32 protein-coding genes are annotated in these 24,509 nt (G+C 47.1%); 13 read left to right on the forward strand and 19 right to left on the reverse strand.

Annotated elements, in window-relative coordinates:
• Window positions 1-446: 446 nt before the first annotated feature.
• Both BW931_RS10330 and serC read right to left on the reverse strand, forming a co-directional pair.
• Window positions 447-1,292: a transporter substrate-binding domain-containing protein gene (locus BW931_RS10330; protein WP_008589126.1), complete on the reverse strand. Its 846-nt coding sequence runs from the start codon at window positions 1,290-1,292 to the stop codon at window positions 447-449.
• A 156-nt stretch (window positions 1,293-1,448) separates the two neighbouring features.
• Entirely contained in the window at window positions 1,449-2,534 is a 1,086-nt protein-coding gene (gene serC, locus BW931_RS10335; protein ID WP_076572078.1) for a 3-phosphoserine/phosphohydroxythreonine transaminase, read from the reverse strand.
• 105 nt (window positions 2,535-2,639) lie between these two features.
• Between serC and BW931_RS10340 the strand changes: the two genes are divergently transcribed.
• From BW931_RS10340 to ald, 3 genes are all read left to right on the forward strand, one after another.
• Window positions 2,640-3,254: a class I SAM-dependent methyltransferase gene (locus tag BW931_RS10340; protein WP_076572081.1), complete on the forward strand. Its 615-nt coding sequence runs from the start codon at window positions 2,640-2,642 to the stop codon at window positions 3,252-3,254.
• Window positions 3,255-3,343: 89 nt separating this feature from the next.
• Window positions 3,344-4,558, forward strand: a complete 1,215-nt coding sequence (locus BW931_RS10345) for a PucR family transcriptional regulator (protein WP_076572083.1) — start codon at window positions 3,344-3,346, stop codon at window positions 4,556-4,558.
• A gap of 124 nt (window positions 4,559-4,682) precedes the next feature.
• Window positions 4,683-5,801, forward strand: coding sequence for an alanine dehydrogenase (ald, locus tag BW931_RS10350; protein ID WP_076572085.1), 1,119 nt, complete (start codon window positions 4,683-4,685; stop codon window positions 5,799-5,801).
• 69 nt (window positions 5,802-5,870) lie between these two features.
• Here the strand turns inward: ald and BW931_RS10355 are convergent, their stop codons facing one another.
• The 6 genes from BW931_RS10355 to BW931_RS10380 form a co-directional block, all read right to left on the reverse strand.
• Window positions 5,871-6,731: a MurR/RpiR family transcriptional regulator gene (locus BW931_RS10355; protein WP_076572087.1), complete on the reverse strand. Its 861-nt coding sequence runs from the start codon at window positions 6,729-6,731 to the stop codon at window positions 5,871-5,873.
• 8 nt (window positions 6,732-6,739) lie between these two features.
• Complete coding sequence (locus tag BW931_RS10360) at window positions 6,740-7,579, reverse strand: carbohydrate ABC transporter permease (protein ID WP_008589103.1); 840 nt, start codon at window positions 7,577-7,579, stop codon at window positions 6,740-6,742.
• Between the two features lie 16 nt (window positions 7,580-7,595).
• A complete protein-coding gene (locus BW931_RS10365) occupies window positions 7,596-8,489 on the reverse strand; it encodes a carbohydrate ABC transporter permease (RefSeq protein WP_076572089.1) in 894 nt (297 codons plus the stop codon).
• A gap of 91 nt (window positions 8,490-8,580) precedes the next feature.
• Window positions 8,581-9,948: an extracellular solute-binding protein gene (locus BW931_RS10370; RefSeq protein WP_076572091.1), complete on the reverse strand. Its 1,368-nt coding sequence runs from the start codon at window positions 9,946-9,948 to the stop codon at window positions 8,581-8,583.
• A 49-nt stretch (window positions 9,949-9,997) separates the two neighbouring features.
• Window positions 9,998-10,909, reverse strand: a complete 912-nt coding sequence (gene murQ, locus BW931_RS10375) for an N-acetylmuramic acid 6-phosphate etherase (protein ID WP_076572093.1) — start codon at window positions 10,907-10,909, stop codon at window positions 9,998-10,000.
• Complete coding sequence (locus BW931_RS10380; RefSeq protein WP_076572095.1) at window positions 10,909-11,847, reverse strand: N-acetylglucosamine kinase; 939 nt, start codon at window positions 11,845-11,847, stop codon at window positions 10,909-10,911. The genes murQ and BW931_RS10380 overlap by 1 nt, the downstream gene beginning before the upstream one ends.
• Before the next feature lie 146 nt (window positions 11,848-11,993).
• On the opposite strand from BW931_RS10380, the gene BW931_RS10385 reads away from it, so the two are divergent.
• The 8 genes from BW931_RS10385 to BW931_RS10420 all read left to right on the forward strand — a co-directional run bounded on the left by BW931_RS10385 (window position 11,994) and on the right by BW931_RS10420 (window position 17,003).
• A complete protein-coding gene (locus BW931_RS10385) occupies window positions 11,994-13,367 on the forward strand; it encodes an FAD-binding oxidoreductase (protein WP_076572097.1) in 1,374 nt (457 codons plus the stop codon).
• Window positions 13,368-13,522: 155 nt separating this feature from the next.
• Window positions 13,523-13,732: a helix-turn-helix transcriptional regulator gene (locus BW931_RS10390; protein WP_008589091.1), complete on the forward strand. Its 210-nt coding sequence runs from the start codon at window positions 13,523-13,525 to the stop codon at window positions 13,730-13,732.
• Window positions 13,729-14,136, forward strand: a complete 408-nt coding sequence (locus tag BW931_RS10395) for a hypothetical protein (RefSeq protein ID WP_008589088.1) — start codon at window positions 13,729-13,731, stop codon at window positions 14,134-14,136. The genes BW931_RS10390 and BW931_RS10395 overlap by 4 nt, the downstream gene beginning before the upstream one ends.
• A gap of 154 nt (window positions 14,137-14,290) precedes the next feature.
• A complete protein-coding gene (locus BW931_RS10400; RefSeq protein ID WP_076572099.1) occupies window positions 14,291-14,992 on the forward strand; it encodes an ABC transporter permease in 702 nt (233 codons plus the stop codon).
• On the forward strand, window positions 14,993-15,910 hold the full coding sequence (locus BW931_RS10405) for an ABC transporter ATP-binding protein (RefSeq protein ID WP_076572101.1): 918 nt from the start codon (window positions 14,993-14,995) through the stop codon (window positions 15,908-15,910).
• A gap of 98 nt (window positions 15,911-16,008) precedes the next feature.
• Window positions 16,009-16,254, forward strand: a complete 246-nt coding sequence (locus BW931_RS10410; protein ID WP_076572103.1) for a hypothetical protein — start codon at window positions 16,009-16,011, stop codon at window positions 16,252-16,254.
• A gap of 105 nt (window positions 16,255-16,359) precedes the next feature.
• A complete protein-coding gene (locus BW931_RS10415) occupies window positions 16,360-16,686 on the forward strand; it encodes a DMT family transporter (protein WP_076572105.1) in 327 nt (108 codons plus the stop codon).
• Window positions 16,686-17,003 (forward strand): DMT family transporter, encoded by a 318-nt coding sequence (locus BW931_RS10420; RefSeq protein ID WP_076572107.1) that lies wholly within the window; start codon window positions 16,686-16,688, stop codon window positions 17,001-17,003. The genes BW931_RS10415 and BW931_RS10420 overlap by 1 nt, the downstream gene beginning before the upstream one ends.
• A 2-nt stretch (window positions 17,004-17,005) precedes the next feature.
• Here BW931_RS10420 and BW931_RS10425 read toward each other — a convergent pair whose 3' ends face one another.
• The 4 genes from BW931_RS10425 to BW931_RS10440 form a co-directional block, all read right to left on the reverse strand.
• Window positions 17,006-17,425: an RDD family protein gene (locus BW931_RS10425; protein WP_076572109.1), complete on the reverse strand. Its 420-nt coding sequence runs from the start codon at window positions 17,423-17,425 to the stop codon at window positions 17,006-17,008.
• A gap of 64 nt (window positions 17,426-17,489) precedes the next feature.
• Window positions 17,490-17,993, reverse strand: a complete 504-nt coding sequence (locus BW931_RS10430) for a GNAT family N-acetyltransferase (protein ID WP_076572110.1) — start codon at window positions 17,991-17,993, stop codon at window positions 17,490-17,492.
• A complete protein-coding gene (locus BW931_RS10435) occupies window positions 17,993-18,442 on the reverse strand; it encodes an ASCH domain-containing protein (protein WP_076572112.1) in 450 nt (149 codons plus the stop codon). Before BW931_RS10435 ends, BW931_RS10430 begins: the two co-directional genes overlap by 1 nt.
• A gap of 18 nt (window positions 18,443-18,460) precedes the next feature.
• The gene (locus tag BW931_RS10440) at window positions 18,461-18,682 is read right to left on the reverse strand and encodes a hypothetical protein (RefSeq protein WP_076572114.1); all 222 of its coding nucleotides are present in this window, start codon (window positions 18,680-18,682) and stop codon (window positions 18,461-18,463) included.
• Between the two features lie 115 nt (window positions 18,683-18,797).
• Here BW931_RS10440 and BW931_RS10445 point away from each other — a divergent pair, with 115 nt between their 5' ends.
• Complete coding sequence (locus BW931_RS10445; protein ID WP_076572116.1) at window positions 18,798-19,430, forward strand: LysE family translocator; 633 nt, start codon at window positions 18,798-18,800, stop codon at window positions 19,428-19,430.
• Window positions 19,431-19,478: 48 nt separating this feature from the next.
• On the opposite strand, the gene moaA is transcribed toward BW931_RS10445, so the two are convergent.
• Genes moaA through BW931_RS10475 form a run of 6 tightly spaced genes read right to left on the reverse strand, consistent with a single transcriptional unit; the run spans window position 19,479 to window position 23,430 of the window.
• Entirely contained in the window at window positions 19,479-20,492 is a 1,014-nt protein-coding gene (moaA, locus tag BW931_RS10450; RefSeq protein ID WP_076572118.1) for a GTP 3',8-cyclase MoaA, read from the reverse strand.
• Entirely contained in the window at window positions 20,489-21,079 is a 591-nt protein-coding gene (locus tag BW931_RS10455) for a molybdenum cofactor guanylyltransferase (RefSeq protein ID WP_076572120.1), read from the reverse strand. Before BW931_RS10455 ends, moaA begins: the two co-directional genes overlap by 4 nt.
• Window positions 21,076-21,309: a MoaD/ThiS family protein gene (locus BW931_RS10460; RefSeq protein WP_076572122.1), complete on the reverse strand. Its 234-nt coding sequence runs from the start codon at window positions 21,307-21,309 to the stop codon at window positions 21,076-21,078. Before BW931_RS10460 ends, BW931_RS10455 begins: the two co-directional genes overlap by 4 nt.
• Window positions 21,306-21,728 (reverse strand): molybdenum cofactor biosynthesis protein MoaE, encoded by a 423-nt coding sequence (locus BW931_RS10465; protein ID WP_076572124.1) that lies wholly within the window; start codon window positions 21,726-21,728, stop codon window positions 21,306-21,308. Before BW931_RS10465 ends, BW931_RS10460 begins: the two co-directional genes overlap by 4 nt.
• On the reverse strand, window positions 21,707-22,189 hold the full coding sequence (mobB, locus tag BW931_RS10470; protein ID WP_076572126.1) for a molybdopterin-guanine dinucleotide biosynthesis protein B: 483 nt from the start codon (window positions 22,187-22,189) through the stop codon (window positions 21,707-21,709). Before mobB ends, BW931_RS10465 begins: the two co-directional genes overlap by 22 nt.
• Window positions 22,162-23,430, reverse strand: a complete 1,269-nt coding sequence (locus BW931_RS10475) for a molybdopterin molybdotransferase MoeA (RefSeq protein WP_076572128.1) — start codon at window positions 23,428-23,430, stop codon at window positions 22,162-22,164. The genes mobB and BW931_RS10475 overlap by 28 nt, the downstream gene beginning before the upstream one ends.
• Window positions 23,431-23,522: 92 nt before the next feature.
• Between BW931_RS10475 and moaC the strand changes: the two genes are divergently transcribed.
• The gene (gene moaC / locus BW931_RS10480; RefSeq protein WP_076572130.1) at window positions 23,523-24,011 is read left to right on the forward strand and encodes a cyclic pyranopterin monophosphate synthase MoaC; all 489 of its coding nucleotides are present in this window, start codon (window positions 23,523-23,525) and stop codon (window positions 24,009-24,011) included.
• 33 nt (window positions 24,012-24,044) lie between these two features.
• Here the strand turns inward: moaC and BW931_RS10485 are convergent, their stop codons facing one another.
• Entirely contained in the window at window positions 24,045-24,509 is a 465-nt protein-coding gene (locus tag BW931_RS10485) for a MogA/MoaB family molybdenum cofactor biosynthesis protein (RefSeq protein ID WP_234972622.1), read from the reverse strand.

Raw genomic sequence — 24,509 nt, forward strand, 5'->3', positions numbered from 1 at the left:
CTGGCGTAAGCAGGAGGCTTACTTTTCGGGCGTCTTTACCCGAAAATAAGGGTACTGCTTAGGACACGAGCTTCTGGAAGTTGCAGCTAGACAAGAAAAGCGGAGCCATTCGTCCAGAAGTTCTAAGATAAGCAGGCGCTCCGGACTTCGGGTGCCTTATCCCGAAACAGGAGGGACAGCTTATCTTACGGACTTCTGAATGGCGGAGCTGGACAAAGAAAAGCGGAGCCGCCCGGGTAGAAGTTCCGGGATAAGCAAGAGTTTCGCTTTTCAGGGGCTTTATCCTGAAAAAGAAGCCATTGCTTAGACCGCGGACTTCTGGGTGGTGGAGCTGGACAAGAAAAGCGGAAGCGTCCGATTTAGAAGTAACAAAAAAATGCAAAAAAACAACGACGACCGAACTTTGAATGGTTCGATCGCCGTCGTCTTTACTACTAATAGATAAATCACTCGATTCCTTCAATTTCTCTTATATCTTCTTCCGGCTTTTCTGATACGTCTTCCCCTCCGAAGAATTCTTTGGAAAGTTCGGTCAGCGTTCCGTCTTTCCTCATTTCATCCAGCGCACCATCGATTTTATCCCGGAAAGTATGTGCGCCTTCCTCGATAACCGCGCGCTGATTGTTCGTGTGGAATTTCAAATCCGGGTGCATGGTCACATCCAGTTGTGGCAAAGATTCTAGTGCCAGCCGTTGTAAATAATAGTCATTGATGATCACATCCGTCCGCCCTACGTCCACATCCCGCAAATAAACATCATTCGTCACGTTTCCATACGTTTTCAGTTCAGCACCGAATTTTTCAGCAATGTCACTGTAGACGGTAGTAGCTGCTCCTCCGGCCACTTTCCCTTCAAGGTCCTCCAGGGAGTCATAGGACTCCACATCTTCCTCCCGGACAATCATAGTTGCATAGGAATATTTATAAGGCTCACTATAGGAGTACTTATCTTTGATTTCTTCCCTCATACCGGCAGGCGCCACGTCCACTCTTCCTGAGGTAAGAGAGGCGAACATACTGTCGAAATCCATCTCTTCAAATACAATTTCAAGATCCAGCCGCTCACCGACTTCTCTCATAACCTCGACGTCGTAACCGGTAAGTTCATCCGAATCCTCCGGGTAATAAGAAGCCGGATACAGTGTGCCGGGGGTAGCTACTACAATCTCCCCTTCTTCCTGAATCTCTCTCCACGTCTCTCCTTTTTCTTCCGACTCTGTTTCAGAGGAGCCGCACGCTGCGAGAACTGTCGCAGCGATAGCCGCCATCAAGCCTGCTTTTACCTTTTTCACTATGTACCCTCTCCCGTCCCGGATCTCTTTTCATCCGTTTCTCTCGAATAGTACAATAAAGTAAGTTGACTTATTTGTCAAAATGAGTCAAACATTCCATATATTTTAAATGATCCAGTACGAAAAAAACCGCAGATACCTGCGGCTTTCCTCTTTCTATTTATTACGATGATGCTCAAACTCGTCCATGAAGCGAACGAGAGCCTGAACTCCTTCCTGCGGCATAGCGTTGTAGATGCTCGCCCGCATTCCGCCGACAGACCGATGTCCTTTTAACGTTTCAAGACCACGTTCTTGTGCTTCCTCCAGAAATTCAGCATCCGTTTGTGCAGAAGGACTGACAAAAGGGATATTCATGAGAGAACGACTGTCCTTCTTAACGGGAGAGGTGAAAAGATCGGAGTTTTCTATCGTTTCATATAGAAGATCCGCTTTCTCCCGGTTTATCTTTTCCATAGTTTTCAACCCGCCGAGATTTTCAATATACTCAAACACAAGTTTCGCCATGTAGATTGCAAACGTCGGTGGCGTATTATAAAGCGACCCGGCATCGCTGTGCGTTTTATAATCGAGCATCGCCGGTACGTTCGCGTCTGCATGACCGATCAGATCGTCACGGATAATGACTACAGTAAGACCCGCCGGTCCTATATTCTTCTGGGCACCGGCATAGATAAGTCCGAATTTTGATACGTCCACCTCTTCAGACAGAATGTTCGAAGACATATCTGCAACAAGTGGTACGTCCCCCGTGTCAGGTATATTCCGGAAAGCCGTTCCTTCAATCGTGTTGTTCGTAGTAATGTGAACGTAAGAGGCTTCTTCATCAATCATATTTTCCGTTACTTCCGGAATGTACGTAAAGTTTCCATCTTCACTGGAGGCGATCACATTTACTTCCGCAAATTTCTCCGCTTCCTTCATCGCTTTTTTCGACCACGACCCAGTGTGTACATAATCCACTTTTTTCGAAGGACCGAGCAGGTTCATCGGCACCATGGAAAACTGCTGACTCGCGCCTCCCTGAAGAAAAAGCACACGATAATTATCCGGGATCTTCATCAGATTACGCAGTCCCTGTTCCGCCCCTTCAATGATTTCCTTGAACCAGCCGGAACGGTGGCTCAGCTCCATGACGGACATTCCTGAGTTTTTGTAGTTCGTAAGTTCTTTCTGCGCCTGTTCGAGAACAGGAAGCGGAAGCATGGAAGGCCCCGCCGAAAAGTTGTAAATTCTCTCCATAACTTTCTACCTTCTCTCTAAAAAGTCTGACGATAATTGGTATGAATGCATTATAAGGGATACACTTATTCATAGCAACACAAATTGACCAGGGAGGCGTTTGGCATGAGCAGAACGGAAGAAATCAAAAAAAGGTACGATCGTGTGTCCGGCGTTTTCGACATGATGGACCATATGATCAAAGATAAATGGAGAAAAGATTTACTGAAAGACCTGGACGGCTCCGTCCTTGAAATAGGAGTCGGGACCGGTGCAAACCTGCCTTTTTATCCGGGAACGGCAGAAGTTACAGGGATAGACTTCAGCAGGAAAATGCTTGAAAAAGCAGAAGAGAAAGCCACCTCCCTTCCCGGTTCTATCACGCTTCGGGAGATGGATGCGGAACATTTGGACTTTCCTGATGATTCATTCGACTATGTCGTCTCCACCTGCGTCTTCTGTTCCGTCCCTGATCCCGTCCGCGGTCTCCGGGAGATCAACCGTGTCGTGAAACCGGAGGGTAAAGTACTGATGCTTGAGCACATGCGGAGCGATACCGAATGGGTAGGAAAAATGATGGACGTGCTGAATCCGGTCGGCCTCCATATCGTCGGAGCTAATATAAACAGGGAAACGATGGTTAATATCCAAAAAGCCGGACTGCGTGTGGAGGAACAGGAACTCCTTTTTTCTACCATAATGAGAAAACTCGTCCTTACATCCGGGGACGGGGAGTCATAACTGCAAAAACCTCCCCGGCGCTTCATACGACTGACGGATGTTCTTCCTGCATGGTAAAATACAAGCAAGAAATCAGAAGGAGCAATGCTATGTCACTCAACCGAGAAATCGATCAGATTCCGAATTCCCCTGAAGGCCTGGCAGACTATGTTGCCGGAAAACTCGGCTGTCCGGTCACAATTGAAGATGCCAATCACCGTATCATCTCCTACAGCAGCCATGAAACGAACGTAGATGATGCAAGAAGTGCAACGATTATGCAGAGAAAAGTGCCGGAGCACGTAGTGAACGGCCTGTGGCAGGCAGGGGTCATGGGAAGCCTGTTCGAAAGCGCGACCCCGGTCTTCGTCTCCCCTCTCCCGTCCATCGGTCTCGGTGACCGCATTGCCATATCCGTTTGGAAAAACAAAGAAGTCCTCGGCTTCATCTGGGCTCAGACGAAACAGGCAAAGATGGGCGACGACGAGATAAGGCAATTAAAGGAAGCAGCCTCACTTGCTTCGAGACACCTTCAGAAACAGCGTGACAGAAAACGGGAAAAAGAAGAAAATATCCGAAGCTTTATGCACCATCTCTTCCAAGGAACTGCGGGAAGCCATGCAGAAATTGAAAAGCAGGCACGAAAGCTTCATCTTTCTTTGGAAGGCAGCCTGTCAGTAGCCGTACTGGAGTTCACGGAATCCATCACTCCCTCTGTAGGAAGACATGCTTCGTACCTGACTGAAACGTTCCGCCGGAAGAATATCATTTCTCATATGTTCGAAAACGATTTGCTTCTCCTCCTTATCCACACACACGAGGACGAGGCCGAGAACGTGACGCAGGAGCTGTTGCGGGGCTTCAGAGACAAATTGGAAGAAAGAACCGGCATCTCTGGTATCCGCAGTACTTACGGAAAAGTATGTACAAGGCCGGAGGATATTCACGTCAGCTATCGTCAGGCTCAAAAAACGCTGGAACTGAAGAACCGCTATCCCGAAGCTCTGTCCGGTGTGACAACCTTTCGGGAACTTGGCGTCTATCAGTTTATTCAGGAAATCTCCGCGCTTTATGAACAAGAGAATTATAAGAACAGCGTAATAGAAGCTATCAAAGCTTACGACCGGAGTCACAACACCAGCCTTCTGGAGACACTCCGCTCCTTCCTTCACCACAACAGCACGCACCAGGCGGCCCGGCAGCTGCACATTCATACAAACACGCTGCTGTACCGGCTGAAAAGAATCAGGGAAATTACCGGTGTCGATCTTGAGGATACCAATCAGAAAACGAAACTGTTTATCGACCTGATCATTCAGGGGTAACGGGTGCCGTTTGTGTAATTACACAAATGAAAAGCTTCATTTTTTATTCTTTATCTAAATATTTATGCGCTTACATCAGTTATAATGAGAGATAAGAATTAAGATGGAAAGGTGGTCATTTTCTGTGATTGTCGGTATACCTAAAGAAATTAAAAACAATGAAAATCGCGTAGCTATTACACCTGCAGGAGTTCTGCATCTGAAAAAAGCAGGACACACCGTGCTCGTAGAGAAAGAGGCAGGTCTCGGTTCAAACTTCGCTGATAAAGAGTACGAAGAGGCAGGGGCTGAAATGATCGACAGTGCTGCTGACGTATGGGCTAAATCCGAGATGGTTATGAAAGTGAAAGAACCTTTGGAGTCCGAATATAAACACTTCAGGGAAGGACTTATTCTATTCACCTTCCTTCATTTGGCTGCTGAACCGGAACTTACAAAAGCCCTGACTGACAGCAAAGTTACAGCCATCGCTTACGAAACGGTAGCCTCGAACGGTAAACTCCCGCTGCTTACTCCCATGAGTGAGGTAGCCGGCCGGATGGCTACGCAGATCGGTTCCCAGTATTTAGAGAAATCCGATGGAGGAAAAGGTATTCTCCTTGGAGGCATTCCCGGCGTCTCCAGAGGAAACGTTGTCGTCATTGGTGGCGGGATCGTTGGTACGAACGCCGCCAAAATCGCTATCGGTCTAGGAGCGAACGTTACGATTCTCGACCTTAACCCGGATCGTCTGCGCGAACTCGATGATCAGTTCGGCGGAGATATCCAGACGCTGATGTCGAATCCTATGAACATTTCGGAAGCCGTCAAACAGGCAGATCTGGTCATTGGCGCTGTCCTTATCCCGGGTGCTAAAGCGCCGAAACTGGTATCGGAAGATATGGTCAAATCCATGACCAAAGGCTCTGTCATCGTTGATGTAGCAATCGACCAGGGCGGTAATTTTGAAACAGTGGATCACATTACCACTCACGATGATCCTATTTATGAAAAACATGACGTCCTGCATTACGCAGTTGCAAACATCCCGGGCGCCGTTCCACGAACAGCCACTATCGGCCTTACAAACGTGACCATGCCTTATGCAGTCACTATAGCCGACAAAGGCGTCCAAAAGGCCGCCCAGGGCAATAAAGCCATCGAAGAAGGAATCAACACCATGAATGGACACCTGACTTACGAAGCAGTAGCTAAAGCCCTCGGGTATGAGTTCACTCCTGTATCTGAAGCATTTTCGTCTTAACTTCGAACAAAAGCCCCCTGAGTTTCCGGGAAACCGGAGAGTCAGGGGGCTTTTCGAGTCGGCATCTGTTCACTTAAGCCGTGTCATAATGTCCTGGATCTGTTCAAAATATCCGGAAGCTTCTTCGAAATGAGAAGTGACTACCTTGGTAAATAAAAGATCGATCATATGAAGCTGACCCATCCTTGAGGAGGTGGCCCCGCTCCGGAATGGAGCAGGAATTTCCCGGGACGCCGATATATACAAAGGAATATCGGCGAAAGACGCGACGGTATTGGAACCGTAACGGGTAATGCTGATCGTCACCGCACCTCTTCGTTTCGCTTCTTCCATGACGAGTGCCGTTTCTCTCGTTTCTCCGGAGAAAGATATGCCGATCAGCACATCTGTTTCTTTAATATTTGCGATATCCATCACTGCATTATGAACATCGGTAAATGCCGAGGTCGCGATATTCATGCGGAGAAATTTCTGCTGGGCGTCCTGAGCGATGATACCTGAGGCCCCCACACCGAAGAAATGCAGCCGGCGGGCCTTCACGACAGCATCTCCCGCTTTTTCCAGCCCGGCAAAATCCACCAATTCCGTCGTCTCACGAATAGCCTGCATATTATTATTCGTCACTTTATCTACGATAGCATCCATCTCTTCCCCCGGCTGAATGTTGCGGTACGATGATGCCACTTCTTTCTGCAAATCGCCGGAAATCCGCAGCTTCAGCTCCTGCAGACCTTTCAGATCCAGCGATTTGCACAAACGCATCACTGCCGCTCCGCTCGTACCACTGAGTTCCCCGAGCTGAGCTGCTGTACAGTGGATTGCTTCGTGCGGATGGTCAAGAATGAATGCGGCAATCTTTTTCTCGGAAGGGGCGAGGTTTTCTTTCATTTCCGAAAGCATAACCAGCCCGCCTTTCAACGGCTGCTTCATGTTTACACCTACCCTTTGATGGCTCCTTCTGTCATTCCTTTAACAATACGCCGCTGGAAAATCGCGTACAGAATAATCACCGGCACGATGGCGATAACCAGACTCGCAAACAGCGTCCCCCAGGAATTCGTATACTGGGTTTCATTACTGATATAGTCGATGGCCAGAGCCAGCGTGTAGTTATTTTCCGACTGTAAAAAGATGAGAGCCATAAAATACTCATTCCAGAACTGTATCATATTCATAATCGTAACTGTAATGATACCGGTCATGGAAAGAGGGGTGATAATTTTCCATAAAATTTTATAAGGGCTCATTCCGTCTATTGCCGCAGCCTCTTCCAGAGATTTCGGAATCGTAGCCATAAAGCTCGTCAGTACGAAAATGCTGAAAGGAAGCTGACTGACAGCATAAACGATAGCAAGTCCGAAAATATTATCGAGCAGGTTCAGCTGCATAAGCAGGAAAAACAAAGGAATCCAGCCGAGCACCATCGGAATCATCATGGCGGAAATATATAGAGTGAACAGCAAACGGTTCCCGCGGAACCTGAGCCGTTCCAGTGCATAAGCGGTAGGTATTGCCATAACCAGCGTCAGTAAAGCACCCAGTCCCGTAACGATAAGACTGTTGAATACACTGATGTCGATGTTGTAATTGGACCAGGCGTCGATAAAGTTTCCGAAACTGAATGAATCCGGCAGTCCCCAAGGATTTGCGTAGATTTCCGCGTTCGATTTGAAAGCACCGAGAATCATCCAGAGAATCGGATACAGAACCGCCAGAGACCATAGAACAAGAGGAATTCTGACACCGATTTTCGTCCAAAATCCCTGTTTCCGTTTCACTTCGCCATCCCTCCTCTTAATATTCCACTTTCTCACGTCTCATGAAATACTGCATGATGAGTACGGTAATCAGAGAAAGTACTAAAATCATGACGCCTATCGTCGCGCCGTAGCCGAAATTATATTTTACGAAAGCTTCTTCATACAGATACGATCCCATGACGTGTGTAGCGTTGTTGGGGCCACCCTTGGTCATAACCTGTACGATGATGAAGGAACCGTTCAGCGTCGTAATGATGATATAAAGGATGGAGATTTTGATCTGCGGCCAGACGAGCGGAAGCGTAATCTTCCAAAACTGCTGCCATCCATTGGCCCCGTCTATTTCGGCGGCTTCGTAGTAACTTTTCGAGATGTTTGAAATACCTCCCATCAGCATGAGCATGAACAACCCGATCCCTGCCCACACAGACGGAAGCACGAGACTCGGCAAAGCCCACTTTTCGTTTCCAAGCCACGCTTTCGTCCACTCCCCGAGACCTAAAAACTCCAGTCCGGAGTTCACGAGTCCGAGACTCGGGTTATAAATAAACATCCACAGTATCCCGATAACAACGACGGACATAATATTCGGGAAAAAGAACACAATCCGGTAGAACGGTGCTTCCTTTATCCTCATCTGCGTCAGAGCTACGGCAAAAAACGTCGCAAGAATCATAATGCCGATAATTTTTGTAATGACGAGAAAATAGTCATGCCAGATCGTCGCCGGAATAATTTCGTCATTGAAAAGTTTCCGGTAATTGTCGAAGCCCGTAAATTCCGCCAGCGAAGAAGATCCCGACCACTGAAAGAAAGAGTAGTAAAGACCGTTGAACAGAGGATACAAGGTGAATAAGGCAAACATGAGAAACGTAGGTACGAGGCAAAAAGCCAGAAACAGGTACCGTTGTTTTTTTGACTGGACCATACTTTCCCCCTCTTTTCATGTAATCCGGGCAGACCGGTGAATTTGTGAAAAGAAAATACAGAGGTGCAGGTTCACACCTCCGTATCCACTCTTATTCCAGAGATTTGCGGTATTCTTTGGAAGCCTGTTCTGCTTCTTCCACGAATTCTTCCGCCGTAATATTCCCAAGCATGAGGGAGACCAGGGAGTTACTGATCGGCGTTTCGAGATCGGCACTCATCGGATGAGGTTTCTGATAGATTTGTACCTTATCCGGGTCGTTGATCATTTCGTTCGCCTGGATGAGGAATTCCGGCACATCGTCGGACTCCGTCAAATCGACGCCCTGCAGGTTCATCAGTGCTCCGGTGTGCTCGGAGAAAGAAGTGGCATACTCTTTCGTATAAACGAACTCCACAAACGCTTTAGCCGCTTCAGGATTCTCGGCTTTTTCCGCAATAGCCAAAGGACGAAGGTCCGGAACAATCGCGTAAGGTTCGCCTTCTTTCTGCATCGGAGACGGGATGAATCCGTATTTCACGTCCTCCGGCTTATCTTTCGCCATTTCGTTCGGCAGCCAGAAGCCTACCGGGATAAAAGCATTGTCATGATTCAGGAAATTCATCTGGGACTGGGTGTGGTTCAGGGCTCCAAAGTCCGGATCGATGTATCCTTCCTTCTGCATTTCTTCAATATTTTTGATGACTTCCATCACTTCATCACTGCTCCAGGCCCCTTCCTGACCCTGTATCGTCTGCGTCAGCAGTTCGTCGCCGCCCCGGGCTCCAAAAGCCGGGTACATCATACCTCTCAGGAAGTAATAAGGATGCTGTCCTGTAGTAACAAATGGCGCGATACCTTCTTCGTCTTTAATCGTTCCCATCGTCTCCATGAAATCCGGGAAGTTTTCAGGCGCTTCCCATCCTTTTTCTTCAAACCAGGCGCTGTCATACCAGGTACCCCACGTATCAAAAACCAGCGGCAGACTGTAAACTTCTCCGTCGTACTTCGCAGGTTCCACGATGAAACTGTCTTTCAGCGGCGTGCCGTCTTCAAGCTCCATCCCATCCAGAAAACTGCTCAGATTCATCAGCTGACCGTCTTCCACCATCTGAGTTTCACTCGATCCCGCGCCATCAATGTAAACGACATCGGGCGGATCTTCCGAAACCCAGCGCGATCTCATCTCTTCGTTGATGTTAGGGCCTGCGTGTTCCTTGATGGAAACGTCCGGATATTCTTCCTGGAAGTCGGCGATTACTTCCTTCCACCAGGAATCTCCGTATCCCCCGACAAAATACTGGATTTCAAGTTCCCCGGAAATCTCTCCGTCTCCCCCGCTTTCGGAGCTGTCCCCACTACCGGACGAATCTTTTTCGGAACTGTTTTCTTCCCCACCGGACCCGGGTGCACAACCGGCGACAACCATTAAGACGAGAAGCAGTAACGCAGCAAATGTGTACTTCCAGCTTTTTTTCAACACAAATCCCCCTTGAATAATATTTATTTGAAGCCCTGAGGCTTACAAATCAATGTGAAATAGAACTCTCGGCTTTTCTGAGGTAGCCGTCACAGGCATCGAGAATTTCTTTCGCTTTTTCATAGGAGATATCCGCCTTCTTCATCATAATCGCTGTTTTCACTTCGTAGTTGGCATTCTTAAGCAGAAGGGAAGCTTCCTCCTCACCTGTATCTGTAACCGTTTTCAAAATACTTTCCGCTCTTCTGCGGAGCTTGTAGTTACTTGCGTGAACATCCACCATAAGGTTCTCGTAAACTTTCCCGAGCTGTATCATAACGGAAGTGCTGATCATATTCAGGATCATCTTATGAGAGGTGGCTGCTTTCAGTCTCGTAGACCCTGTAAGAACTTCCGGACCGACGATGACTTCGATGGCTGTATCGGCATATGTGCTTATAAGAGCCTCCGGATTGCAGGAAAGAGCCACCGTGTACGCCCCCGCTTCTCCCGCTCTTTTCAGCGTCCCTACCGGATATGGAGTCCTTCCACTGGCCGTAATTCCGATTACGACATCCCGGTCATCGGGTGAGGCTGCGTCCAGATCCCGGTACCCTGCCTCTTCCTCATCCTCCGCATTCTCTTTCGCCTGTTCGAAAGCTTCTCCTCCTCCGGCCATAATGGCCTGTATCTGCTCCGGAGGGGTCATAAACGTAGGAGGACATTCGGAAGCATCCATAAAACCGACGCGTCCGCTCGTGCCTGCCCCTGCATAGAACAGCCTTCCGCCTTTTTTCAAGCTCTCCACCGTCTTCTCCACTACTTCCGCAACTTCGGGGAGCACGCGCGCCACCGCTTCTGCCACCCTGGCATCCTCCCGGTTCATTATTTCAAGCATGCCCATAGTCGATTCCATATCAATGGACATACTGTCCGGGTTCCTGCTTTCTGTGACCAGGGACTGAAGTTTGTCTTCTCCCATCAGCACCCTCTCCTCTCTGTAAGTTTCGCCGCGCCGGAAGACGGGGACGAATATATGTGCCGGATAACGCCCAGCCCTCTGGTTTCAATATAGTTCCGGAATGCTTCCTGCATAAAAGAAGAATTGTTGAAAATTGCTCCTGCAGTAAAGACAGGAAGCTCCCCGTCCTCCCTTCTCATCTTATGATGCAGACTTTCGATATGGAGCACCAGCTCCTGGACGGCCTCTTCCAGAATAGCCTGTACCTCCGGTAAATGCTCATGTTCAATCAGCGGCCGGGCGAGAGCAGCTATCTCCTTCTTCTGATCTTCCGACTGGTAGAAGTGTCCGATCAATTGCTCCGCATGCATAAGGCCGAGCTCCCTGAGAATAATCCCCGGTATGGAGGAGGGAGCTGCACGTCCGTCTCTTTCTTTAGTGGTGCGACGCAGTGCCTTCTTGCCAATATCGAAACCGCTGCCCTCGTCTCCGAAAAGATGGCCCCAGCCGCCGCTTTTGAAAAACCCCCCATCCTCCACAGCTACAGCATTGGACCCCGTGCCCGAGATGATCAGCATGCCGCTCGTCATATCGGGATGCAGAGCCCCCTGAAGTGCAGCTTTACTGTCCGAAAACACATCGATTTTTAAATTTTCTGACATATTAAGTTTTAAAAAAAGCGACCGCAACCGTGTCGTCAATTCTTCCTGTTCCTGAAAGCGTCCCGCTCCTGCTATTCCGGCTCCCACTGCTGTGACAGAGTCCGGAGGTATATGGAATTTCTTCATACCCTCTTCAATGAGTGCAGCGATTCTTTCGGCACTCATGTCGTACCCGGAAGCTCTCGGATTCGAACCGGGGCCGAACAGCACATCATCTGTTTCATGAAGACTGTCTCTCCGGTAAAAAGCGACTTCCGTCTTAGTACCTCCTCCGTCAACACCAACGATGTAGTCCATTCAACCCCCACCTTTTTTATTACTTAAGATTATAATACTATTAAAATTTTATGTCAAACTAATTAATTAATTTTTGAAATATTATTTCATAAACTGTAAAAATCTGCTGACTTATGTATAATCGGAGAAAAAGAGGAGGCGTTTTCATGAAACGTGAAGTGCTGTCGCATCTGAAGGAAATTTTGAGCGAAGAACAAATCAGTACGAACGAAACGATACGTAGTCACCATAGTAAAGACGAGTCCTACCACACGCCTGCTTTACCTGAAGTCGTCCTCTTCCCGCGCTCGAGCCGGGAGATCAGTCATATTCTGAAGCTGGCAAATGAAAATGGAGTCCCGGTCACACCGTTCGGACTCGGCTCCGGTCTCGAAGGGCACGTCGTACCTGTACAGGGAGGGTTCTCCATCGACTTTTCGGAGATGGATGATATTCTTGAAATCCGGGAACAGGACCTTCTCGTCCGCGTCCAGCCGGGCGTCACCCGCTCGACGCTTGATAAAGCACTGAAGAAACATGGCCTTTTCTTTCCGGTGGATCCGGGTGCGGACGCCACGATCGGCGGAATGACGGCTACCAATGCGAGCGGCACTACGTCCGTCAAGTACGGGGTGATGAAAGACCAGATCCGCAACCTGGAAGTCGTGACTCCGGACGGACAGATCATCCATACCGGGAGCCTGGCCCAGAAATCTTCCTCCGGTTATAACCTCAACGACCTTTACACAGGATCCGAAGGCACCCTCGGATGCATCAGTGAAATTACGCTGAAAGTATACGGAATCCCCGAGCATATTACGGCCGCCCGTGCCACTTTCAAAGAGATGACGGAAGCAGTGAATGCCGTAACTTCCATTGTTCAGACCGGCGTTCCCGTGGCCCGTATGGAAATCGTGGATGAAAGTTCCATCCGTCAGGTGAACGACTGGATAGAAACGGATTATGAAGTGAACCCCACTCTCTTCCTTGAGTTTCATGGAAATGAAGCGGGACTGAATCAGGACGTGGCATTTGCAAAGGAGATCCTTTCGGACCACGGCTGCACGTCCGTGACGTTCGAAAAAGACACCCAGGGACGCATGAAACTTTGGGAAGGCCGGCACAACCTTGCTTACACCTACACCCACGCCTATCCGGGACGTTCCATGATGGTAACAGATGTTTGCGTTCCTATTTCTTCTCTTGCCGAAGCTATCGTATTCGGCCGGGAAGAGCTCGACAGACAGGGGCTTCCGGGAGGACTTGTGGGACATGCCGGAGATGGCAATTATCACGCATTCGTCATGATCGACAAAAATGATGAGAACGAGATGCACAAAGCGGAACAGTTCAATGAAGCTATCGTTGAACACGCTCTGGCCCGGGGCGGCACCTGTACGGGCGAGCACGGCGTCGGAATCGGGAAGAAGAAGTACCTGGAAGCGGAGCACGGAGCGTCTCTTTCCATTATGAAGTCGATCAAAAAAGCCCTAGATCCGAACAACATCATGAACCCCGGCAAATTCATCGATATCGGATAAGAGCGTTTATACTAAAACAACAAAATTCACCTTCTAACGATTACATTATTCCCGCATTGACAAAGTAATTTTAACGTTATAACATGAAGTTAATTTCACATGAAGTTAACTTCGTGTTTTTTAATATATATTTTTCAGAAGAGGATGTTTCCGGATTGAAGAATCATATCAAATACTTTCGCAAAGAAAAGAATATGACTCAGCAACAGTTAGCTGATAAAGTTTCAGTTTCCTCAAGAACGATTATTTCTCTGGAAAAAGGAAAATATAATCCCTCTGTACTTTTAGCCTATAAAATTGCAAAGATTTTTAACATCAGTATTGAAGAACTATTTACTTTCGAAGAGGAGGAGTCAGGATTATGAACAGAAAAATCTTTAAATTAATTACTGCTGTAATTTTGGCATGTACCGGGATTTTCATATTTGTGATGAGCAACATTAACGATTGGCCCTTTGGGATTGGAGGGTTAGGTATAGCACTGACAGGGATATCAATTCAGACTTACATAGAACATAGAAAGGACAAAGTAACAGAAAAAGGGGAAAAACGAAGTGACATCGAAGTCCATGATGAACGTAATGTGTGGGTTAATGCGAAATCAGGGGAAACAATGAATTCTATTATGGATTCCCTGACTTTGATCGCCTTTATTGTGTCGATTTACCTTGATGTGTCTCTAACGGCACAGGTACTTATCTTTTCATTATTATTATTCAGGATACTGATAAGTCCTGTAGTTAAGAAAGTTTACCAGAATCAGTTATGAACTCGGAGTCTTACAAGAAGAACACTTGCAGAAATTTTAATTAAAAATAGACCCACTGAATTCGTTGTGATCATAGAGATGCAATTCAGAAACTTTCAAAGGGATTCAACTAGCTTTTTCCGGGATGACAACGACATAGAAAGGATGAGAAAAATTGGTTCATGTATTAAAAAGAGAGTTCATTGAATCTTTCAGAAGTGTTCGATCTGTCTTAATTATACTATTCTTAACACTGGTCGCTTACTACTCCTCCAGATTTTTTCAAAATAACCAAGTATTGATCAACCAGTTTTTAAGTGGAAAAAATGCTATAAGCGTTGAGGAGATTTATGCCACAGCCATCACGTTTATTATAATGGCCTTTGGCGCATTATTTGTGTTCTCCATTTCTCACGACATAGTTAATAGTGAAACTGAATCCAGAACTATCCGATTGCTTGTAACTAAAATATCCAGAGGTCAGATATTACTCGGAAAATTATTAGGGGTAACTTTATTCTGGTGGGCTGTAATAACCATCAGCTACATAGTTATATTTGCTATTTCAGGTTCATGGTCTATCGAATTTTATGCGCAGACGCTAGTTTTAATCTTTTATTTCATCAGTTTCACAATGCTAATTTCAACAATAATATCTAAAACTAAACTATCGATGTTTTTTGGTATCATGCTTGGTATTGCTTTACCAGTTTTGAACGTAGCAGCAATAGAAATTGATAAATGGTATCTAATTCCCGCAAAATACATCCTCCCATTTTATTATAGCGAGCAATTAACTATGTCATTCGTGCCACTGATTATCGGAACAGTCTTTTTCACACTATCTGTTTTTATTATAAAGAGGAGAGATTTATAAATGGAGAGTATTGTTCAAGTAAAAAACTTAAGAAAAGAATATAGAAACACAGACGTATTAAAAGACATTAACCTGACAGTTAACAAAGGAGAAGTTTTCGGGTTTGTTGGTCATAATGGGGCAGGTAAGTCAACGTTGATTCACATCTTAACAGGCATTGTTAATAAGACATCCGGATCATTTACGATTTTCGACACGCCGGACAACGAACTTAATACCATCAAAAGAAAAATGGGCGTCATGCCGGATATCACTAACCTGTATCATCATATGAAAGGGTATAATTTTTTAAAATATATGGGGGAACTTACAGAAGATAAGCGTTCCAAAGCGGGGTATACTGAACTTCTAAAAAAAGTCGGTTTAGAGGGAGCAGAAGACCAAAAGATTAAATCGTACTCTTTTGGTATGAAAAAGAAAATCAGCATAGCCCAAGCCCTGCTTGGTGATTCGGAACTCATTATTCTTGATGAGCCAACTTCAGGGCTGGATCCGGAATCAGCTATTTATATTCGTAACTTAATAAGCGAGTTGCAAAAAAGCGGGAAAACCATTTTTTTGACTTCCCACAACCTTGATGAAATTGAGAGGATCAGTGACAGGGTCGGGATTTTGAGCAATGGTGTCATTAAAAAGTTTGGAACTCCAGAGGAATTAAAGAAAGTCGAAGAAGGAAGTAATATAGGTTTTTCGGTTCGAACAATACCAATGCTCACGACTGAAAAAATCGAGGAACTTACAAATCTCCACCAACTGAATATCATTTTCGGAGAAGGGAGGCAAACCAGTGCCCGATTAATTGTCAAATCCGAAGAAGACATTCCGAAAATAACTAAGGCTATAGTCGATTCGGGCATTTCCTTGTATGAGGTAAAAATTGACGAGAAATCTTTAGAAGATGTTTTCATGAACGCATAAACAAAAAATCAGTCCTAAGCAAACAAGAATTTAACCTTTTATACTAAAGAAAGTATGTTTATTTTTTAATGACAATAAGAAAAAAGGTGTTATTCCAATTGACGAAAACCATAAACTTTCTTACGGTACTGATTGTTGCGGGAGTGATTATGGCCCTTATTGTGGAAGGAACGATGGAATCCGTTACAATCCCACCCGGGTTTTACATTTTCAGTTCGTTCTTCGCATTATTCACTGCAGGGTACAGGTACTACTTTGAGATGGATAAAAAATCCTGGGGAGCTTCTCTTATGGTGCTCACAACTGCTGGAATACTATTCTCAATTGTCTTAATGTTTATCTAAAAAAAGCCCTGTCCGGGGCTTTTTTTCTGCCTGAAATCTATTAAAGTGATTTCATTCTTACAATGTAAAAAATTGTGCTACGATGAATGCTGGGAGGAATGAACAATGAGTATCCACTGGTTTAAAATAATCATAGCCGGCCTGTTTGAAATAGGATGGGTCATCGGGCTGAAACATGCCGACAGCGTCCTCGACTGGACAGGTACCGTTATCGCTATAGTTGTCAGCTTCTATTATCTGATTATGGCCGGACAGAAACTTCCCGCCGGAACAGCATATGCCGTTTTCGTAGGAATCGGTACGGTAGGAACCGTACTCTCGGGAATGTTGTTTTTCGGAGAGGCGGCAAGTGTAGGGAAAGTGCTGATGATCTCCCTTCTTCTCACAGGTATAATCGGTCTTAAAATGGTAACACCGGAGGAGGATGCATAATGGCATGGGTCTACTTAATCATCGCAGGACTCGGAGAAATGTTCGGGGTTCTGATGATCAACAAATTTCACTCTGAACGTTCAGTCGCATCCCTCCTTCTGCTCGCTGCAGGGTTCACAGCCAGCTTTCTTTTTCTGGCTATTTCCATGGAAACACTGCCGATGGGGCTTGCCTACGCCGTATGGACAGGCATAGGAGCAGCAGGTGGCGCACTGTTCGGAATGATTTTATATGGGGAACCGAAAGACGGCAAACGCATCTTTTTTCTATCACTCATCATCGCTGCCGTCATCGGATTGAAGTTGGTCTCCCCTTGATATTATCCGGAATGAACGTACGTGCCGGCCATATAATCGTGTATGGCCCGGCGCTGCTTCGTTGCAATGACCATCACAAAACTCACCAGAGTGGACACTCCGAAAGTGATGACACTGAGCAGCACCTTCCCGACAAAATCCCGGATGAACATATCAAGAAGCGTCACGTCATTCCCGTTAAGTTTTTTAACACGTATATCCATCAGACGCTTTGCAAGGGTGTACCCGGCCCAGACAGCAGGCAGGATCGTCAGGTACAAAGCATCCAGCAGTACATAGGCATAGCTGCTCGAAACTTCTGATGTAAGTTCCCCAGTGATCAGAAAGTATAAAAAGACAGCTACCATATTAATAATGAAGCTATCTGCGAGAAAGGCTGCCAGTCTTTTTCCAAAACCGGCTTTAGGTGTGTCCGTCTGCATAACAAATCCCTCTTCTTTAAAATATTCGTTCCTCTTTGAAAACTGTTTTCTTTCGGTCAAGGACTCAAATTTCCAGAGTCATGTGCTGTTCGTCGTAATATTCCCGATGCATCTTCAAAGCGTTCTTCTCCACACCCCACGTCTCAAACCCGGCATTTGCATAAAGTCGGATGGCGGAATCGTTGTTCGTCACCACGGACAGGTTAATTTTTTCAATATACCCTTCTTCTTTCGCTTTTTCGATCGTCTTCTGAAGCAGTTGACCCCCTACTCCTTTATTGCGGACGACGGGGGAGACGTACACTCCTATAAGGTGAGCAACATGTCTCAACTTGCTCGTGTCCTGCACGACGAGCGTCATCATTCCTACAATTTCCTCGTCCCAGATTGCTCCGAATGTGAAACTGTCCGCATCGGCAAGACGTTTGGACACTTCGCGGACCGGGTCCTCCTTCGACATCGCTTCTTCATAGCTCGTAGCGAATGCTTCCGGATTGTTCCTTAACGCCTCGAGCCTCAAATCCCAGTACATGTTCGCATCATCCGGCTGCAATAGTCGTATCTCCATTACTTATCCCTCGCATCTATAAGTTCAAATTCTTCACAGACGACGAGCACGTCTTCCGTAAATTCTCTACCCAGTTCCTCCATAAGCGTGCGGAAAAACTTCTCGTGCTCGTTCCACCAGTATGTATAGGAACGGTCTCCTTCCCCTTCCCTGAAGGCGAACGATTCCGGCACCTCGTTCATCGGCATGACTGTCACCTTATTCGTACGGATGATCGCCGCCGGTTCCTCATTGGAATCAAGTACAATACTATATTCCCCCTCATCGGGGAGAGGATCATTTTCTGCGGCATATTCCTCATAGAGAGAACATGTGGCTGTCTTGATTCCGCGTACTACGAGTCCCGCTAATTCGTCTTCATCTATACCGAATGCCCAGGCCGAAACGTTCTCCGGTGCCTGCACACCGTTCCAGTAATCTTTCCAGTAGCGCCATGCTTTTTCATTCATTTCCTTCTCCTCCTCTGTCTAATCACCGGGCCCTCCCGGACCGTGGACGTCACTCCCGGATTTACGATAAGCATCATCCTGTGCTTCTTGTGCTGCTTTTGAACGGCTCTGACGTTCCACGTTTTCTTTATTCCTGTGCATACGTTTATGTTTTCCGGTAAGGCGATCGACCAGTCTTGCCACGAAAAAAGGCAGGGATAAAAAAGCGACAATGATAAGAACACCGAAGAGTGTAGACATGAACGTGGCCTCCCTATGATAAACTCCTTCTTACCCTGTACGAATAAAAAGAAATAATGTTTCATCATCTTCCCTCTTTCCTTATAATGAAAAGAAAAAAGGAGAGACAGAAAACATGATCGATCTCATTAATATAGAAGCATTTATTCTGGCTGCCGTCCTTTTGAACCTTACTCCGGGCACCGACACTATGTACATTGTATCACGAAGCGCTTCCCAGGGGCTCGGCGCGGGCTCATACTCCGCCCTCGGCATTTCCGCCGGAATCCTTGTACATACGATTCTGGCGGCACTCGGTCTATCCGTACTTCTTATGCAGTCGGCCTTCCTGTTCACCGTCGTCAAAATCATCGGTGCCTGCTATCTCGGTTATCTCGGTCTACAGATCCTTCTCACCAAAAAGAAGGCGGAGGGAGATAAGAAAGAAATACCGAAACAGTCGAACCGTAAGATTTTCGTCCAGGGAATGATCACCAACGTAACAAATCCGAAAGTAGCCGTATTTTTTCTCGCTTTTCTCCCTCAGTTCGTCCAGGCAGACAGCGGAATGAGCGCTTCCCTTTCTTTTCTGACGCTCGGGCTCATCTTTACGACCACCGGGACGATATGGTTCTTCATCACCGCTCTGCTCGCTTCGTTCACAACAGCGAAACTGCGCGGAGAGAGCCGAAGCGGCATGATTTTAAACAAAGTGACGGGGCTCGTCTTTATAGCTATGGGCATCCAGCTTCTCTATACGGAAAGCTGAAAATTTTCCATACAAAAACCAGGGGGAACTGATGCATCCCTCCTGGTTCTATCCACCGATATAAGACATGTTTATTTTTTTCTTTCCGGATTTCCTCTGTTCCCATCTCTCATCCGAATAGCGGTCGTCCCGATCTCTCCAGTTCCCTGTAATGAAGTCTCTGAGCTCCTGATCCGATGCTCCTCCACGGAGCAGCTGTTTCAGATCACGTCCTTCCGAAGCGAAAAGACAGTTGAATAACTTCCCGTCAGAAGACAGACGGATTCTCGTACAGCTTGAACAGAAAGACTCCGAGACGGAAGTTATGAAGCCTACCTGCTCTTGACTGTCTCCATATTTATATCTCCTGGCTACCTCCCCGAAATAATCCCTCTCGACCGGAGCGAGTTCATACTTTTCGGAAAGTATGTTCAATATCTCCGTTTTTGGAATCACACGCTCATAACTCCAGGCGTTATCATTGCCTACATCCATGAATTCAATGAAACGAAGAGTTATACCTTTCTCCTTACAGTAGCGGGCAAGTGGCAGTATCTCCTGTTCATTCACCCCCCGTTGCACTACCATATTCACTTTTACCTGAAATCCGAAAGCAAGAGCAGTTTCGATTCCTCTAAAGACCTTCTCCGGTGGCACCCCCTGACCATTCATTTTCCGGAACAACTCTTCATCTATAGCATCCAGACTCACATTTACCCGGGTCAACCCCGCTTCAAAAAGTTCCTTGGCATAATGACCGAGCAGCACTCCGTTCGTCGTAAGACCTATGTCTCCGATACCATCTATGGCGTAAATACGGCGCACCAGTTCCGGGAGTCCCGGTCGCATCAGCGGTTCCCCTCCTGTAATCCGGACTTTTTTCACTCCTTTTTCAGCGAATATTTTCACCACTTTCTCCAATTCATCGAAAGATAAAAGTTCCTGTTTAGGAAGGAACGCATAATCCGTTCCAAAAATCTCTTTCGGCATACAGTAGGAACAACGGAACTGACACCGGTCGGTCACCGATATGCGCAAATCTCGCATAGGTCTTCCGAATCGGTCAGTGACTGCTTCTTTCATAGTAAACTCCCCTTTTTGTATTCGTCTTCAGTATTAACGTTACACAGGTGTTTCCCGGTTACTCCTTTTAAAGCAGCAGCCTCCACGGATACTCCTCCGAGATTCAAAAAAACCCGGTGTGCCGATCGCTCCCCTTGTTCGAGCAGATGATTGATTTTATCTGTGTCCTTCGCCTCCCAGATGCTGATGAGAGGGTGAAGTCGTCCGCTTCCTTTTAAAGCACAAGGAACAGTAATGCCGTTCTCCTTTTTCCAGACAATCATTTCACCTATCACCTCGGGGGTAAGGAAGGGAACGTCACATGGCAGTAAGATGAAATGTTCTGATTCTTCCCTTTTCATCGCCGTATACAGACCTGCCATAGGCCCTTCCCCTCTCCACTTTTCCATGTCAGTATATACTTTCCCCTCCGGAAAAAAAGGCTGCAGTTCCAAAGAAGTCTGAATAACGACCTGGTCTGTCCAGGGCAGGAGCGCATGTTCAGATCTTTCATAAAAATAACTTCCTTCATGGGTTTCGAACGCTTTCGGTCTGCCAAACCTTCTCGATTTACCTCCGGCAAGTACCACGCCCGTCCGGCTGCTCATCCCCCGCTCACCGGTGGAATGAAAGCGACGATATCTCCAGATTCCACTTCTTGTGTACCTGAACAGAACTCCTCATTCAGCGCAACACGCACCCCATCCCAGCTGATTGAAGGATGAAGGTCAGTAACTTTCTCCATGACTTCCCCGAGCGTCCCGCCCTGCCATTTTATCCGTTCACTCGCTAAACCTGATGCTTCTTTCATAGAAGCGAAATATAACACCTGTATCATTGTACTTCCTCCCCTTTCCACCATTCGCCGTCTTCCTGGATTTCTTTTTTCCAAATAGGCACGTCTTCTTTGATACGTTCCATAATGAAACGGTTCGCTTCATAGGAGGCGTGCCGATGAGGAGTAGAAACGGCTACTACGACTGCTATGTCGGAGATAGCAAGCGGCCCGATCCGATGCCCTACAGCCACTTCCGCTTCCGGCCATTTCACCTTCACTTCCTCTGCAATGGTTTCCAGTATACGCTCGGCCATCGGAACGTAGGCTTCGTAGGCAAGGGATAATGTACGTCTCCCCTTTGTCCACTCTCTCACATGACCGGTAAATGTAGCGACAGCTCCTGCTTCCGGTCTCGTAACCATTGCAATATACTTGCCGGGGTCGAGAGGAGAATCCGTCACTTCATATCTCTTATCCATTCTTCCCACCACCTTTTCACTTCTTCTTTTTCATGCACCAGTCCCGCTTCTTTCATCATATAAATCTGCGGAAGAGCCATAAGCTTTTGTTTATCTTCTTCCTGTCTCCACAGTACAATTTTCGGAAAAGACGCCTGCTTGAAACCTTCTATTAAAATATAATCCGGGTTCCTTTTTACTGCTTCTTCATACATATGAGAAAGCGCCCCGTCTTCTTCGCACCTCTCATGCATCTGCATAACACCATTTCCGTAAACGATTGAGGCATCCGCTCCAGCCCGGAAGTGCTGCATACTGTCCGTATCCTTATCCGGGAGGATCAAAGGGGAGGGATGACCGTGATGTTTTATCGTAACTACTTTCGCCCCTTCTTCTGTGGCCAGTCTGACGAGGGAATTCATTAATGTTGTCTTGCCGCACTTCCGAAAGCCGACTACCTGGAGTGTCCGGGGATTTCCCATCGGTCCACCCCTTCCGTATCACGGAGCATCATCATAGCTACCTTCTCCCCTTTTTCTATGTTTGACGTACCGCCCCGGAGAATGACCAGAACGTTCGCTTTTGCAAGAGCAGCTACTGCATTGGATTTATTAAACCCTGCCGGATTCACTTCTCCGGTGGAGCGGTCATATTCCGCACGTACGAACCTGGTGAATGGATTCTTTTTCGGGAAGGACTCCTTTAACCGTCCGTATTCAAAAGCACGATAAGGGAAACGATCACCCATGCTTTCACGGAGTACCGGTCTGGCGAACAGTTCGAAACCCGTGAAACAGGCTGAGGGGTTTCCGGAAAGACCGAATAAAAAGGTACCTTTTTCCGTTACAGCCACCGTCGTGACGCTCCCGGGTCTCATACCGACCTTGTTGAAAAGGACTTCCGCTCCCACCCATTCATAAATAGCAGGCATGAAGTCGAAATCACCTACTGATACACCTCCCGTAGTAATGAGGGCATCTGTTTCTTCAAGAGCCTGCACGACAGCTTTGCGGAGACTTTCTTCTTCATCTTTAACACCGGCAAACACGACCGGTTCTGCTCCGGCTTCTTTTACGGAGGCTGCAATCATCGGGGTGTTCGAATCCCTGATCTTTCCAGGAGGGGGGAAGACTCCTGCGTCTACCAGTTCAGAACCGGTAGCTATAATTCCTATTTTCATCTTTTTATACACAGGAACCTCCACCACTCCGGCCCCGGCCAGCAAAGCGATCACTCCGGCTGTAATCGTCCTTCCCGGTTCGAGAAGGAGCTCTCCTTCCTGTACATCTTCACCTGCGAACGAAACGTTTTCCCCCGGGACGAAGGTTTTTCTGAGCGAGAACCCTTCTTTTTCCTCTCTGGCCTGTTCGAACATAGCTACAGCATCCGTAGCTTCCGGAAGCTTTGCCCCTGTCATGATACGTACCGCTTCTTTCTCACCGGGAATACATTCCGAAACATCTCCCGCTCCTATATGATCGATCACTTTTAAATACACACGGTTTTCTCCGCTTGCTCCTTTCGTATCCCCGGCACGTAATGCGTATCCGTCATAAGGGGAGCGGTCGAAAGGAGGCAGCGACTGATCGGCGTAAACGGGAGAAGCGAGCACTCTTCCTTCCGCTTCGTAAAGAGAGATCTTTTGTATATCCTGGAGTTTCACTCTCGCCCGGCATCGTTCAATAGCTTCCTCGACAGATATTGGTTTACGTACAGTAAGCACTGGTATCATCTCCTGACAGTTGTGATATAATCGACGGGAGAAGGAAGAAGTTTTTTCCTCAGTCCCGATAGTTACTAAAGGGGGGATTAATCGTGAGAGAACTTTCTCATTTTGATGAAAACAATAACGCAATTATGGTCGATGTTTCCGGTAAGCAGGCGACTTCAAGAAGTGCCGTAGCGAAAAGTTCGATAACTCTCGCTACAGACGCCTACGAACAGGTGAAAGAAGGCACGAACAAAAAAGGTGATGTCCTTGGAACCGCCCGTCTTGCAGGTATTATGGCTTCCAAACAGACATCTTCGCTCATTCCCCTCTGTCACCCGCTCCCTCTCCAAAAAGCTGCCGTTGATTTTGAGTGGGAGGAAGGCGAATTCAGACACACCCTGCATATTTCCGCGTTCGTAAAGACGTCGGGACAGACAGGTGTGGAGATGGAGGCTTTGACCGCAGCTTCCGTGACAGCCCTGACTGTATATGATATGTGCAAAGCTGCCGACAAATACATGGTCATCGGCCCGACATTTCTTGAAGAGAAAATCGGCGGTTCGTCCGGATATTTCAAAAGAGATGCCGAATAATCGATGTCCCGGTCTCTTATTTGAAGAGGCCGGTTATTTATGCAGTTCCGAGTAAAAGTGGTCCAGTTCCGGAAGAATCAGCTCTTCCATTGCAAGCGATACCGCTTTGACGGACCCGGGCATGAGAAATACGAGCACGTTTCCGATTACACCGGCGGATGCTCTGCTGAACATAGCTTTCGTCCCAACGTCTTGTTGGTAACTGAGGAGACGAAACAATTCCCCGAACCCGTCGATTTTCTTCTCATACAGCGGCTCTACAGCTTCGGGAGTTACGTCTCTTTTAGCGATCCCGCTGCCGCCGGTCAAAAAGAGAACATCCATCTCTTTTTCCATTTCTTCTCTTACACAGGCTCTGATTTCTTCTATTTCATCCCGGACCATTGTCACCGGCCCTGCTTTCCTTCCGGACTCCTCGAGCTGGCGCATCACTTCTTTGCCGCCACGGTCCGTTTTCTCGGTACGCGTGTCACTTACTACTATGATTGAAGATTGCAC

The organism is Salimicrobium salexigens (assembly GCF_900156705.1).
GTDB classification, from domain to species: domain Bacteria; phylum Bacillota; class Bacilli; order Bacillales; family Halobacillaceae; genus Salimicrobium; species Salimicrobium album.